The sequence below is a fragment of the Pseudomonas sp. IT-P44 genome (genome assembly GCF_949768225.1).
Classification (GTDB): Bacteria; Pseudomonadota; Gammaproteobacteria; order Pseudomonadales; family Pseudomonadaceae; genus Aquipseudomonas; species Aquipseudomonas migulae.
The window spans coordinates 129,366-142,341 of record NZ_CATKQM010000004.1 but is presented as its reverse complement, the minus strand read 5'-3'; the positions used below and the strand labels follow the sequence as shown (position 1 = coordinate 142,341).

Below are 12,976 nucleotides of genomic sequence, written 5' to 3'. Positions count from 1 at the left end.
ACCAGCGGGCTTGAAAAAGCCCGCAATAGCCTTCATCTTGTGTTGCAAGCCTATCGGATTTGGATCGAACGAATGACTGACACCCGCAACGGCGAGGACAACGGCAAGCTGCTCTATTGCTCCTTCTGTGGCAAAAGCCAGCATGAAGTGCGCAAATTGATTGCCGGCCCCTCGGTCTTTATCTGCGACGAGTGCGTCGACCTGTGCAATGACATCATCCGAGAGGAGGTGCAGGAAGCCCAGGCGGAAAGCAGCGCGCATAAATTGCCTTCGCCTAAAGAAATCAGCGGCATCCTTGATCAGTACGTGATTGGTCAGGAGCGTGCAAAAAAGGTTCTGGCTGTAGCGGTGTACAACCACTACAAACGCCTGAACCAGCGTGACAAAAAGAATGACGACGTCGAACTCGGCAAGAGCAACATCTTGCTGATCGGCCCGACAGGCTCGGGTAAAACCCTGCTTGCCGAAACACTGGCCCGCTTGTTGAACGTTCCGTTCACCATCGCCGACGCAACCACCCTCACCGAGGCGGGTTATGTGGGTGAAGATGTCGAGAACATCATTCAGAAGCTGCTGCAGAAGTGCGATTACGACGTAGAAAAAGCCCAGATGGGCATTGTCTACATCGATGAGATCGACAAGATCTCGCGCAAGTCTGACAACCCGTCGATCACCCGGGACGTTTCCGGTGAAGGCGTGCAGCAGGCCCTGCTCAAGCTGATCGAAGGTACGGTCGCTTCCGTTCCGCCTCAAGGTGGTCGCAAGCATCCGCAGCAGGAATTCCTTCAGGTTGACACCCGTAACATCCTGTTCATCTGCGGCGGCGCATTCTCTGGTCTGGAAAAGGTTATTCAAAACCGTTCCACCAAGGGCGGCATCGGTTTCAACGCAGAAGTGCGCAGCAAGGAAGAAGGCAAGAAAGTCGGTGAATCCCTGCGTGAAGTCGAGCCTGACGATCTGGTCAAGTTCGGTCTGATCCCGGAGTTCGTCGGTCGTCTGCCGGTTCTTGCCACGCTGGACGAGCTTGATGAGGCTGCATTGATGCAGATCCTCACCGAGCCGAAAAATGCTCTGACCAAACAGTATGCCAAGCTGTTCGAGATGGAAGGCGTGGACCTGGAATTCCGGGCCGACGCACTCAAATCGGTCGCCAAGCGTGCCCTGGAACGCAAGACCGGTGCCCGTGGACTGCGCTCGATTCTCGAAGGCGTATTGCTCGACACTATGTATGAAATCCCCTCGCAGTCCGAGGTGAGTAAAGTAGTGATCGATGAAAGCGTTATAGAAGGCAAGTCCAAGCCACTGTATATCTACGAAAACAGTGAGCCGGCTGCCAAGGCCGCGCCAGACGCTTAAGCGTCACGCAGCTGGAATAAAGAAGGGGCCTTCGGGCCCCTTTTCTTTTAAAGCATTTTTAACGTCCTCTTTGCGCTTGTTTTTTTTCAAGGCAGCCCCCATCTTGGTTTCAAGCTTACTTCCATCTGTTTACGGCCTTATGGCCGCCGTAGAGGCGAAATCATGAAGACAACCATCGAATTGCCTCTCCTGCCATTGCGTGATGTCGTGGTTTATCCGCACATGGTTATCCCGCTGTTCGTGGGGCGCGAGAAATCCATCGAAGCCCTCGAGGCAGCGATGACGGGCGACAAGCAGATCCTTCTGCTGGCCCAGAGAAACCCTGCTGACGACGATCCCGGTGAAGAAGCACTTTATCGCGTAGGCACGATCGCTACCGTTCTGCAGTTGCTCAAGTTGCCTGACGGCACGGTCAAGGTTCTGGTCGAAGGTGAGCAGCGCGGCGCCGTGGAGCGCTTCAGCGAAGTGGACGGCCATTGCCGTGCCGAAGTCTCCTTGATCGATGAAGTCGATGCGCCTGAGCGCGAGTCGGAAGTGTTTGTCCGCAGCTTGCTGGCTCAGTTCGAACAATATGTGCAGCTGGGCAAGAAAGTCCCCGCTGAAGTCCTGTCGTCGCTCAACAGCATCGACGAGCCAGGCCGCCTGGTCGATACCATGGCCGCGCACATGGCCCTGAAGATCGAGCAGAAGCAGGAAATTCTCGAAATCATCGATTTGTCGGCCCGGGTCGAGCACGTCCTGGCGTTGCTGGATGCCGAGATTGATCTGCTGCAAGTCGAAAAACGCATTCGCGGTCGCGTCAAAAAACAAATGGAGCGCAGCCAGCGCGAGTACTACCTGAATGAGCAGATGAAGGCCATTCAGAAAGAGCTCGGCGACAGCGACGAAGGCCATAACGAAATCGAAGAGCTGAAAAAGCGCATCGATGCCGCCGGCCTGCCGAAAGACGCCTTGGCCAAGGCCCAGGCTGAACTGAACAAGCTGAAACAAATGTCGCCAATGTCCGCGGAAGCGACCGTGGTGCGTTCGTACATCGACTGGCTGGTTCAGGTGCCGTGGAAGGCTCAGAGCAAAGTGCGTCTGGACCTGGCGCGTGCAGAAGACATCCTCGACGCCGACCACTACGGTCTGGAAGAAGTCAAAGAACGCATCCTCGAATACCTCGCCGTGCAAAAGCGCGTGAAGAAGATTCGTGGCCCGGTGTTGTGCCTTGTCGGTCCTCCTGGTGTGGGTAAAACCTCGCTGGCGGAGTCGATTGCTCACGCCACCAACCGTAAATTCGTGCGCATGGCCCTCGGTGGTGTGCGCGATGAAGCGGAAATTCGTGGTCATCGCCGGACTTATATCGGTTCGATGCCAGGTAGATTGATTCAAAAGATGACAAAAGTGGGCGTCCGCAACCCGCTGTTCCTGCTCGATGAAATCGACAAAATGGGCAGCGACATGCGTGGCGATCCAGCATCGGCGTTGCTGGAAGTGCTCGATCCGGAGCAGAACCACAACTTCAACGATCACTATCTGGAAGTCGATTACGACCTGTCCGATGTGATGTTCCTGTGCACCTCGAACTCGATGAATATTCCACCGGCGCTGCTCGACCGGATGGAAGTGATTCGTCTGCCGGGTTACACCGAAGACGAGAAAATCAACATCGCCGTCAAATACCTTTCGCCGAAGCAGATCACGGCCAACGGTTTGAAGAAAGGCGAGCTGGAATTCGACGCCGAAGCGATCCGCGACATCATCCGCTACTACACCCGTGAAGCCGGTGTGCGTGGTCTGGAGCGCCAGATTGCCAAGGTTTGCCGCAAGGCGGTCAAGGAGCATGCACTGGAAAAACGCTTCTCGGTGAAGGTCACTGCCGACATGCTGGAGCACTTCCTGGGCGTGCGTAAATTCCGCTACGGCCTGGCTGAATCGCAGGATCAGATCGGTCAGGTGACCGGCCTGGCATGGACTCAGGTGGGCGGCGAATTGCTGACCATCGAAGCCGCTGTCGTACCGGGCAAAGGCCAGTTGATCAAGACCGGTTCGCTGGGTGACGTGATGGTCGAATCGATCACCGCTGCCTTGACCGTTGTCCGCAGCCGCGCGAAGAGCCTGGGCATTCCCCTGGACTTCCACGAGAAGCGCGACACGCACATCCACATGCCGGAAGGGGCGACCCCGAAGGACGGCCCTAGCGCCGGTGTAGGCATGTGCACGGCCCTGGTGTCGGCGTTGACCGGGATCCCGGTGCGCGCTGACGTGGCCATGACGGGTGAAATCACCTTGCGCGGCCAAGTGCTGGCGATTGGCGGTCTGAAAGAAAAACTGCTTGCTGCCCACCGTGGCGGGATCAAGACGGTGATCATTCCTGAAGAGAACGTACGCGATCTGAAGGAAATTCCTGACAATATCAAGCAAGATCTGCAGATTAAACCGGTTAAATGGATTGACGAGGTCCTGCAAATTGCGCTGCAATACGCGCCGGAGCCCTTGCCCGATGTAGCTCCGGAGATAGTTGCAAAGGATGAAAAACGCGAGTCTGACTCTAAGGAAAGAATTAGCACGCATTAGTACGCATTTGCCTGGAGGGCTTGTTGACAGCTTTTTAGAGCCCTTGTTATAAAGCGGCTCTTAAGTGTCTGTAGGCCATTCAGCACTCGTTTTTGCTTTCACCAAAAAACTTAGAATCATACTCAAATAGATATAAGGGGACTTAGAGTGAACAAGTCGGAACTGATTGATGCTATCGCTGCATCCGCTGATATCCCGAAAGCTGCTGCTGGCCGTGCGCTGGACGCTGTAATCGAATCCGTCACTGGCGCTCTCAAGGCTGGCGACTCTGTTGTTCTGGTTGGTTTCGGTACTTTCTCCGTGACTGATCGTCCAGCTCGCATTGGTCGTAACCCACAGACCGGTAAGACACTGGAAATCGCAGCAGCCAAAAAACCAGGTTTCAAAGCCGGTAAAGCACTGAAAGAAGCTGTCAACTAAGTTCGATTCAGGTTTTTGCCTATCCGGGTCGGGGTCATGCCTGACCTGGCAGCGGAGCGGTAGTCCAGTCGGCAAGTTGCCGGTCCGAGACACCGAGGGTCGCAAGTTCGAACCCTTGGTCCGCTCCGCCAGTTACGAGAAGGCGCATCCTCGGATGCGCCTTTCTTCTATCCGGATTCTACCCACGCTCCACGGTTGCCTAATTTTGAAGTTCAACCGTTTCTGGGGGACGCATGCTGCAGAATATCAGGGACAATTCACAAGGCTGGATTGCCAAGACCATTATCGGGGTCATCGTTGCACTGATGGCTTTGACCGGTTTCGACGCCATTTTTCAGGCCACCACCCATCGTAACGATGCGGCCAAGGTCAACGGCGAAGAAATCAGCCAGAACGAGCTGAGCCAGGCGGTCGATATGCAACGCCGTCAACTCATGCAACAGCTGGGCAAGGATTTCGATGCTTCCTTGCTCGACGAAAAAATGCTGCGCGAATCGGCCCTCAAAGGCTTGATCGACCGCAAGCTGCTGCTGCAAGGCGCAGAAAACTCGAAATTCGCTTTTTCCGAAGCGGCTTTGGACCAAGTGATCCTGCAAACCCCTGAGTTCCAGGTGGACGGCAAGTTCAGCTCCGAGCGTTTCGATCAGGTTATTCGTCAGCTCGGCTACAGCCGCATGCAATTCCGCCAGATGCTGGCTCAGGAAATGCTGATCGGCCAACTGCGCGCTGGCTTGGCTGGCAGCGGTTTCGTCACCGACGCACAGGTGCTGGCCTTCGCCCGTCTGGAAAAACAGACCCGCGATTTCGCTACCCTGAACGTCAAGGCTGACCCGGCGGCTGTGAAGCTGACCGACGATGAGGTCAAGGCCTACTACGACGAACACGCCAAGGAATTCATGACGCCGGATCAGGTGATCATCGATTACCTCGAATTGAAGAAGTCTTCCTTCTTTGATCAGGTCGCGGTGAAAGACGAAGACCTGCAAGCGGCGTATCAGAAAGAAATCGCCAACCTGTCCGAGCAACGTCGGGCGGCGCACATTCTGATCGAAGTGAACGGCAAGGTGACCGAGGCGCAAGCCAAGGCCAAGATCGAAGAAGTTCAGGCCCGTCTGGCCAAAGGCGAGAAGTTCGAGGCCCTGGCCAAGGAATTCTCCCAGGATCCAGGTTCGGCGAACAACGGTGGTGACCTCGGTTACGCAGGCCCTGGCGTCTACGATCCAGCGTTCGAAACCGCGCTGTATGCGTTGGCCAAGGACCAGGTTTCGGCCCCGGTTCGTACTGATTTCGGCTTCCACCTGATCAAGCTGTTGGGTGTCGAGGCGCCGGAAGTTCCGACCCTGGCCAGCCTGAAAGACAAGCTGACCCGCGAGCTGAAAACCCAGCAGGTCGAGCAGCGTTTCGTCGAGGCGACCAAGCAACTGGAAGACTCGTCGTTCGAATCTTCCGATCTGGCCCAGCCGGCACAGGACCTGAAACTGACCGTTCACACCTCCAAGCCGTTCGGCCGGGAAGGTGGCGACGGCGTTGCAGCCAACCGTGCGGTGATCGCTGCCGCGTTCAGTCCTGAAGTGCTGGATGAGGGTGCCAACAGCACCGCCATCGAACTCGATCCGGAAACCGTGATCGTGTTGCGTGCCAAGGAACACCTGAAGCCTGCGCAACTGCCGCTGGAAAGCGTGTCTGCCGCCATCCGTGGGCAATTGGCCAAGGAGCACGCCAGTGCTGCCGCCAAGACCAAGGCTGATGAGCTGATTGCCAACCTGCGCGAAGGCAAGACGCCGCTGGACAAGGCGATTGACGGTCAGAGCTGGAAAGTCACCGCTGCGGCGAATCGCGCTCAGGAAGGGATTGACCCGACTGTGCTGCAAGCGTTGTTCCGCATGCCGAAGCCGGTTGCCAAAGACAAGCCGACCTTCAGCAGCGTGACCCTGGCCGATGGTAGCCTGGTGATCGTGCGTCTGAACGGCGTCAACGAAGCCGCTGCGCCGACCGACGAAGAGAAGGCTCAATACCGTCGCTTCCTCGCCTCGCGCATTGGCCAGCAAGACTTTGCGGCCTACCGCAAGCAGTTGGAAGCCGAAGCGGACATCAAGCGTTTCTGATGCCTGACTGAGTTTCCCGCGACACAAAAACCCCGGCCAAACCGCCGGGGTTTTTTGTGGGCACAGAAAAAGCGGGCAGGGACTGTCCGTCGGCTGAGTTTTTTCCGGGCGACTTTTTCCTGTAAATGGCAGTCATTACACTTGTAACTGTTTCAAGACACTAATCGATGCGACGCTAAGCATCGATCTGTTGCACAATACGCCCCGGACCGTTTTTCTCAGGATGTTCAATGTTTAAATCATTTCCCGTGCGGGTTGTCGGGCTGGCGTTGGTGCTGGCCGTCGCGGCCGGTTGCTCTTCGAAAAAAGCCCCGATCTATGAGCATGAGAACTTCGACGACTCCGGAACCTTTTCGCGCAATTACCCGGTCACCGATGCGCAATCCTGCGAAGCCGCCCGTCGCGCGTTGCTCAGCCAGGGTTACATCATCACCAGCAACGACCCGAAGCTGATCAGTGGTCACAAGAGCTTCCAGCAGACCGGCGAGACCCACATGGAGATCAGCTTCAGTGTGGTCTGTGCCGATGATGGCAGCGAAGGCCATCACGCGACCATGTTCGCCAACGCCTTGCAGGATCGCTATGCGCTGAAGAAGACCAACAACTCCGCGAGCCTCGGTGTCGGTGTGTTGGGTTCGGTATCGATGCCGATCGGCTCGTCCGACGACTCGATGGTCAAGGTCGCCAGCGAAACCGTCTCGTCGGCTAAGTTCTACGAGCGTTTCTTCGCCCTGGTCGAATTGTTCCTGCCGCCGGAAGCGAAAAAAGCCGCGCACATCGTCGAAAAGCCGAAAACCGATCTGGGCGTGCCTGAAGCCAAGGCCGCTCCGGCGCCTGAGCCTGCCTCTGCCGCCCAATCAGCTCCAGCCCCAGCTCCGGCAGCCGAGCCTGCGCCGGCGCCTGCTGCGGAACCGGTTGCACCGCCACCTGAGCCCGCACCGGTCGCACCGGTCGAGAACGCTGAATCGGCGGCACCGTCGACGGAAAACGTCACGCCACCGGCGCAGTCGAATTTGCCTCCTCCGAGCGAACCGATTCCTGCCATGCCTGTGACCAGCCAATAATCGGTGACTGACGTTCCGGGATCGGCTCGCAGCCTGTCGATCCCGGAATCGTGTTCAAGTTTGATCCGCGTCAACCCAGGCCACATTCCGATGGCCTGTATCGAAAAATCCTGTGATAAATTCCTGACCACCTGCTACGTTTTATTCAGTAGCGACGAAGCGTCGTGCCTGCGTCATTTTTCTTTCACGCGGGCACTTTATGCTCAAGGTGCAGGTCATTTATTCAAGCTTTTTTTCAATGAGCGATGGGGGATTCAAAATGGACGATTATCAAGAAGAGCTGCTCGAGTTCCAGGCCTTTGAACTGGACCCGCTGGAACCGGCCGAAGACGCTACCGAGCTGTAAGCGTCAGGCCGACTGGCGGTGACTGCGGCGAAACTCGCCGGGTGTCTGACCGCTCCAGCGTTTGAAAGCACGTTGAAACGCTTCGGCTGAGGCAAAGCCCAGCAGGTAGGCGATTTCACCGAACGCCAGTTCGGTGTCACGAATGTAGGTCATGGCCAGGTCGCGACGAGTGTCGTTGAGAATTGCACGAAACTGCGTGCCTTCCTCGGTGAGTTTGCGGCGCAAGGTCCAGGTAGGCAGCTTCAGGCGTGCCGCCACTTCTTCCAGGTCGGGTTCCCGGCCACCATTGAGCAACGGCCCCAGTAACTGAGTGATGCGTTCACGCAGGCTGCGGGTGCGTGTCAGCTGTTCCAGTTCCCGTTCACACAATTGCAGCAGGTGTCGCCACGTACTCGGGCAGTGCAGCGGGTTGCGCTGAGCGAGGCTGGCCAGACTCAGGCGCAGTTGGTTCTGCTCGGCGCCAAACTGGATCGGGCAATCGCCCAGCACCGCATAAGCGTCCCGGTAATCCGGCTCGTCGAACTCGATCTCGATGCGCTCAGCGCTCAGGGGAACAGGGCTGACGCTGGACAATTGTTGCAACCAGCCGGCGATGATCGAATCCACCACGAAGCGGTTATAGGCGTTGTAAGGGCTGATGGAATAGAACCGCAGCCACGCGCCTTGGGCATCTTCGTGGAAGCTCGATTGACCGCGATAGTTGGAGCCGTACAAGGCTTCGAAACGAATCAGGCAACGTGCCGCTTCGCGAACGGTGGGTGCCTGCGCGGCGGTAACCCCGGCGAGGCCGGCCTGGCTCAGGCGGCTGAGCTGGCCCATGCGTAAACCCAGTGCCGGGTCGGCGGTCAGTTGGATGGCACCGTGGCCCAGGCGCATGTAGCGCGGGATCGACAGCCGGGCGCAGGCTTCGCCAAGCCGGGCGGGGTCCAGGCCATACTGGTCGAGCAGGGGCTGAGGATCGATGCCGTGACTGCGCACCGCGTCGGCCAGGCTGTGAACAAAGCCCACCGACAGATCGCCCAGACGCATCGGCAACGGTTTCATGGTTTACAACCAAAGGTTCAGCAAACGCGCGCCACGGAAGTTTCCACCGGCGAAATGCTGCCCGTTGCTGCTGAGAAAACTTTGCCCGGCGCTGCCCTGATCCCAGAACTGCCCGCGCAGGAACACGCTCATGCCGGCGATGGCCTGGCTGGCGGGCGGTTGAGCGGTCAGCGTCAGGCGGTGCCAGGCTTGACCCTCGCTCAGTTCGCCAGCCTTGAGGCTGACGGAATCGGGCGTCGATAAACCCTTGTAGCCGCGCCATGGCTTGTCCCAGGCGCCGCGACCGATGACGAACGCCGGGACCGCGACCAGCTGCGCGCCCTGATCGTCGAGTTGGCGGTAGTTGTCCGGGTACCAGCTGTCGCTGCCGATCAACACGCCCAGGCGTCCGGCCGGGGTGTCGACGACGTTGAGCGTGAGTTCGCCATTAGCCTGGATCACATCGTTTTCATCGACGATCGGGTGCATCTGGCGTTGTGGCTGGCCAATCGGCAGCCCGTCGCGGCCGAACACCACGCTGCTGTTGTACAGCGCACCGCGGCCGATTTTCAGGGTGCCTTCGATGATGCTCGGTTCGGGCAGCACGATGGAGCCCGCCACAAGCGTCACGTGAAATTCCTTTGCCAGCCCACCAAACAGGGCCTGGTAATCCTTGGCCATGCTCTTGGCTTTCATGCGCAGGTGCGCATCGTCGAGGCGGTTGTCACCCTTGGCGCCGATCAGCGCGCGGATGAACTTCAGCGGGTTGCTCACCGCCAGCCAGTTCATGGCTTCCTTGAGCGTGGTGGCTTGATACAACTCGTCTTTCTCGCCGCTGACCATCAGCCAGGTGCCGACATGTTCGGGCAGCACCACGATGGTTTTTTCATTCAGCAGCCCCTGTTCCTGGGCTTTCTGCAAATAAGCCGCGAGTTTGCGGTGCAAGCGGTCGGTGCTTTGGTAGTCGGTGGGAAACAGTTCGGGCTGGATACCCAGCAGGTTGCCACGATCGGCAGGCGTTCCCTGATCGATGGCGAGATCGATGCGCAAGTCCGACAGGTAATGACCCGCCGGACGATCCGCGGCCCACATGGCGTAGGTCGTCAGGGCGGCAATCAATGCCATGGAGAAAGTCAGGTACAGAAGTTTGCGCATGGGAAAACAGTTAGTGGCCGTGTGCAGGGTTCATGATTGGCGTTCAGGATGGGGGACGAGGCTACGGTAAAACAACGCGTTGAGGGGCGGTTTTTTTGATTTTTTTGCGGTTTTGCAGCGAATGATGGCCGACGCTGGCGAACCAATGCCAAGACGCATCGCAATGATCCATATGTGCCGAATTCGTCATGGCGTCGGCCTAAAGCGATCAAGCCGTGACGGCTGGAACGGGTCAGGCTGGACGGTCTGTTCAAGGAGATGATTATGATCCGTCTGTCCCTGGCCGAAGCTCGCGAGCTGGCCGAATCGATCTTGCTGCACAACGGTTTCAACCTTGCCCACGCTCAGGCGGTGACAGCCACAGTGATTGCCGGCGAGCGCGATGGCTGCGCCTCCCATGGTTTGTATCGGATCCTGGGCTGCGTCAACTCACTCAGGGCAGGCAAAGTGGTGGCCGATGCCGAGCCGCAGGTCATTGATCAAGCGCCTTCGATCGTGCGCGTGGACGCGGCGGGTGGTTTTTCACAATTGGCGTTCCAGGCGGGGCTGCCGTTGTTGGCGCAGAAAGCCCGGGCAAACGGTATCGCTGCGCTGGCAATCAATCGCTGCGTGCATTTCTCTGCGCTGTGGGTTGAGATCGAGCAACTGACGGCGGCCGGCCTCGTGGCATTGGCCTGCAATCCCAGTCATGCCTGGGTGGCGCCCGCGGGCGGCAGCCAGCCAGTGTTTGGCACCAATCCCATTGCGTTCGGCTGGCCACGCTCGGGCAAGGACCCGTTTGTGTTCGACTTCGCCACCAGCGCGATTGCCCGTGGCGATATCGAGTTGCACCGGCGCGCCGGCAAAGCGCTGCCCGAGGGCTGGGGTGTGGACGCGCAGGGGCAGCCAAGCACCGATGCCAACGTGGTGCTCGATGCGGGCGCGATGCTGACGTTCGGTGGGCACAAAGGCTCGGCGCTGGCGGCCATGGTGGAACTGATCGCCGGGCCGTTGATCGGCGACCTGACCAGCGCCGAGTCACTGGCTTACGACGCCGGCAGCAAGTCGTCGCCGTACCACGGCGAGTTGATCATTGCCCTTGATCCACGACGCTTTCTCGGTGAAGCCACCGAACAGCATCTGGCCCGTGCCGAGGTCTTGTTTGAGAGTATTGAAGGGCAAGGTGCACGGTTGCCCTCGCAACGGCGCTATGAGGCGCGAGCGCGTAGCCTGGTGGAGGGCGTCGAGATTCCCGAGGCGTTGTACAACGATCTGAAAGCGCTGCTGGGATGAGTGAGAGCGTGCGCCACCGGTAAACCGGTGGCGTTTTTTTACAGGGGCGCGCGTTGATTGCTGCCATCGACCAGACGAGCGATGCCCAGCGGGTTGGCATTTTTCAGCGGGTCGGGCAGAAGCGCGTCGGGACAATTCTGGTAGCACACCGGGCGCAGGAAACGCTCGATGGCCAGGCTGCCGACCGAGGTGCCGCGCGCATCTGAGGTGGCCGGATAAGGCCCGCCATGCACCATCGCATCGCAGACTTCGACGCCGGTCGGGTAACCGTTGAACAACACCCGGCCGACTTTTTGCTCCAGCAGCGGTAACAGCTCAGGGTGATTTTGCAGGTCGCCGGCTTCAGCAATCAGCGTGGCCGTGAGTTGCCCGTGCAAGTGCTGAAGTGCCCGTTGCAGTTCGGCTTTGTCGGCCACTTCCACCAACACTGTCGCCGGACCGAACACTTCTTCTTGCAACAGCGGGTCGCCATTGAGCAACAGACTCACGTCAGCCTTGAACAGTTGCGGCTGCGCCTGTGTGCCCTGTTGATCGCGACCGGCCAGGTGAGTGATGTTCGGGTGCGCGTGCAGCGCCTGCACACCGTTGGCGTAGCTGTCGAGCGTGCCGAAGTTGAGCATGGTCTGCTCCGGTTGCCCGGCCATCACGGCGCTCAGCGATTGGGTGAAGGCGCTGAACGCTGGCGAGCGAATACCGATCACCAGTCCCGGGTTTGTGCAGAACTGGCCACAGCCGAGCACCACGGAGGCGGCGAGTTCGCTGGCAATTTTCTCGCCCCGCAGTTGCAGTGCTTCGGGCAATACCAGCACTGGATTGATGCTGCTCATTTCGGCGAAAACGGGAATCGGCTGCGCTCGTGCCGCGGCCATGTCGCACAACGCGCGCCCACCCTTGAGTGACCCCGTGAAACCGACAGCCTGAATCGCCGGATGTTTGACCAGGGTTTCGCCCACACCAGAACCGTAGATCATGTTGAACACACCCTTGGGCATGTCAGTCTGCTCGGCGGCACGGATGATCGCGTCGGCCACGAGTTCGGCAGTCGCCATATGCCCACTGTGGGCCTTGAACACCACCGGACAACCGGCGGCCAGGGCGGCAGCGGTATCGCCACCGGCGGTTGAGAATGCCAGGGGGAAATTGCTCGCACCGAACACCGCGACCGGGCCGACGCCGATCCGGTATTGGCGCAAATCAGCTCGTGGCAGTGGCTGACGCTCGGGCAGGGCCCGGTCGATGCGTGCCGCATAAAAATCGCCACGGCGCAGGACTTGCGCAAACAGGCGCATCTGGCTGCTGGTGCGCGTGCGCTCACCCAGAATGCGTCCGTTCGGCAGCGCCGTCTCGCGGGTCACCAGAGCGATGAAATCATCGTCCAGTGCCTCCAGTTGCGTGGCGATGGCTTCGAGAAACTCAGCGCGGCGTATAGCCGACAACGTGCGAAAGGTCGGGTAGGCGGCTGCGGCGGCCTGGGCGGCAGCGTCGACTTCTTCGTTGGTGGCCTGCATGAACGCGTAGGGCAGCGCTTCACCGGTAGTGGCGTCGTGGCTGCGCACGGTGATCTTGCCGGCGGCACTGCGCGCACCGCCGATGTAGTTGTGGCCGATGATCTGGGGCATGAAAAGCTCCGTTTGGTATGTAGAGGACCTGTAGGAGCCGGCTTGCTGGCGATGGTG

General features: G+C 58.9%; 9 protein-coding genes and 1 tRNA gene. 7 read left to right on the top strand and 3 right to left on the bottom strand.

Annotation, left to right across the window (positions count from 1 at the left end):
• The first annotated feature begins 72 nt into the window (after positions 1-72).
• From clpX to ACM6IO_RS01520, 6 genes are all read left to right on the top strand, one after another.
• The gene (gene clpX, locus ACM6IO_RS01545) at positions 73-1,356 is read left to right on the top strand and encodes an ATP-dependent Clp protease ATP-binding subunit ClpX (RefSeq protein ID WP_007946893.1); all 1,284 of its coding nucleotides are present in this window, start codon (positions 73-75) and stop codon (positions 1,354-1,356) included.
• Positions 1,357-1,518: 162 nt separating this feature from the next.
• Positions 1,519-3,915: an endopeptidase La gene (gene lon, locus ACM6IO_RS01540; RefSeq protein ID WP_008034103.1), complete on the top strand. Its 2,397-nt coding sequence runs from the start codon at positions 1,519-1,521 to the stop codon at positions 3,913-3,915.
• 147 nt (positions 3,916-4,062) lie between these two features.
• On the top strand, positions 4,063-4,335 hold the full coding sequence (locus tag ACM6IO_RS01535; RefSeq protein ID WP_002552737.1) for an HU family DNA-binding protein: 273 nt from the start codon (positions 4,063-4,065) through the stop codon (positions 4,333-4,335).
• A gap of 53 nt (positions 4,336-4,388) precedes the next feature.
• Positions 4,389-4,466 (top strand) — tRNA-Leu (locus ACM6IO_RS01530).
• A 102-nt stretch (positions 4,467-4,568) separates the two neighbouring features.
• Positions 4,569-6,440: a SurA N-terminal domain-containing protein gene (locus ACM6IO_RS01525; RefSeq protein WP_192229178.1), complete on the top strand. Its 1,872-nt coding sequence runs from the start codon at positions 4,569-4,571 to the stop codon at positions 6,438-6,440.
• Positions 6,441-6,670: 230 nt separating this feature from the next.
• Positions 6,671-7,504, top strand: a complete 834-nt coding sequence (locus ACM6IO_RS01520) for a DUF2242 domain-containing protein (protein ID WP_207285965.1) — start codon at positions 6,671-6,673, stop codon at positions 7,502-7,504.
• Between the two features lie 349 nt (positions 7,505-7,853).
• On the opposite strand, the gene ACM6IO_RS01515 is transcribed toward ACM6IO_RS01520, so the two are convergent.
• Both ACM6IO_RS01515 and ACM6IO_RS01510 read right to left on the bottom strand, forming a co-directional pair.
• Positions 7,854-8,894: an AraC family transcriptional regulator gene (locus tag ACM6IO_RS01515; RefSeq protein WP_207285966.1), complete on the bottom strand. Its 1,041-nt coding sequence runs from the start codon at positions 8,892-8,894 to the stop codon at positions 7,854-7,856.
• Between the two features lie 3 nt (positions 8,895-8,897).
• Entirely contained in the window at positions 8,898-10,028 is a 1,131-nt protein-coding gene (locus ACM6IO_RS01510; RefSeq protein WP_414910773.1) for a nitrilase-related carbon-nitrogen hydrolase, read from the bottom strand.
• A gap of 264 nt (positions 10,029-10,292) precedes the next feature.
• Between ACM6IO_RS01510 and ACM6IO_RS01505 the strand changes: the two genes are divergently transcribed.
• Entirely contained in the window at positions 10,293-11,300 is a 1,008-nt protein-coding gene (locus ACM6IO_RS01505; RefSeq protein WP_192229182.1) for an Ldh family oxidoreductase, read from the top strand.
• A gap of 38 nt (positions 11,301-11,338) precedes the next feature.
• Here ACM6IO_RS01505 and ACM6IO_RS01500 read toward each other — a convergent pair whose 3' ends face one another.
• Positions 11,339-12,919: an aldehyde dehydrogenase (NADP(+)) gene (locus ACM6IO_RS01500; RefSeq protein ID WP_414910772.1), complete on the bottom strand. Its 1,581-nt coding sequence runs from the start codon at positions 12,917-12,919 to the stop codon at positions 11,339-11,341.
• Positions 12,920-12,976: the final 57 nt, after the last annotated feature.

Excerpts from the sequence above, each read along its gene's own strand:
- ACM6IO_RS01525 (WP_192229178.1), top strand. The coding sequence starts at position 4,569 with ATGCTGCAGAATATCAGGGACAATTCACAAGGCTGGATTGCCAAGACC.
- clpX (WP_007946893.1), top strand. The coding sequence starts at position 73 with ATGACTGACACCCGCAACGGCGAGGACAACGGCAAGCTGCTCTATTGC.
- ACM6IO_RS01505 (WP_192229182.1), top strand. The coding sequence starts at position 10,293 with ATGATCCGTCTGTCCCTGGCCGAAGCTCGCGAGCTGGCCGAATCGATC.
- ACM6IO_RS01515 (WP_207285966.1), bottom strand. The coding sequence starts at position 8,894 with ATGAAACCGTTGCCGATGCGTCTGGGCGATCTGTCGGTGGGCTTTGTT.
- lon (WP_008034103.1), top strand. The coding sequence starts at position 1,519 with ATGAAGACAACCATCGAATTGCCTCTCCTGCCATTGCGTGATGTCGTG.
- ACM6IO_RS01510 (WP_414910773.1), bottom strand. The coding sequence starts at position 10,028 with ATGCGCAAACTTCTGTACCTGACTTTCTCCATGGCATTGATTGCCGCC.
- ACM6IO_RS01500 (WP_414910772.1), bottom strand. The coding sequence starts at position 12,919 with ATGCCCCAGATCATCGGCCACAACTACATCGGCGGTGCGCGCAGTGCC.
- ACM6IO_RS01520 (WP_207285965.1), top strand. The coding sequence starts at position 6,671 with ATGTTTAAATCATTTCCCGTGCGGGTTGTCGGGCTGGCGTTGGTGCTG.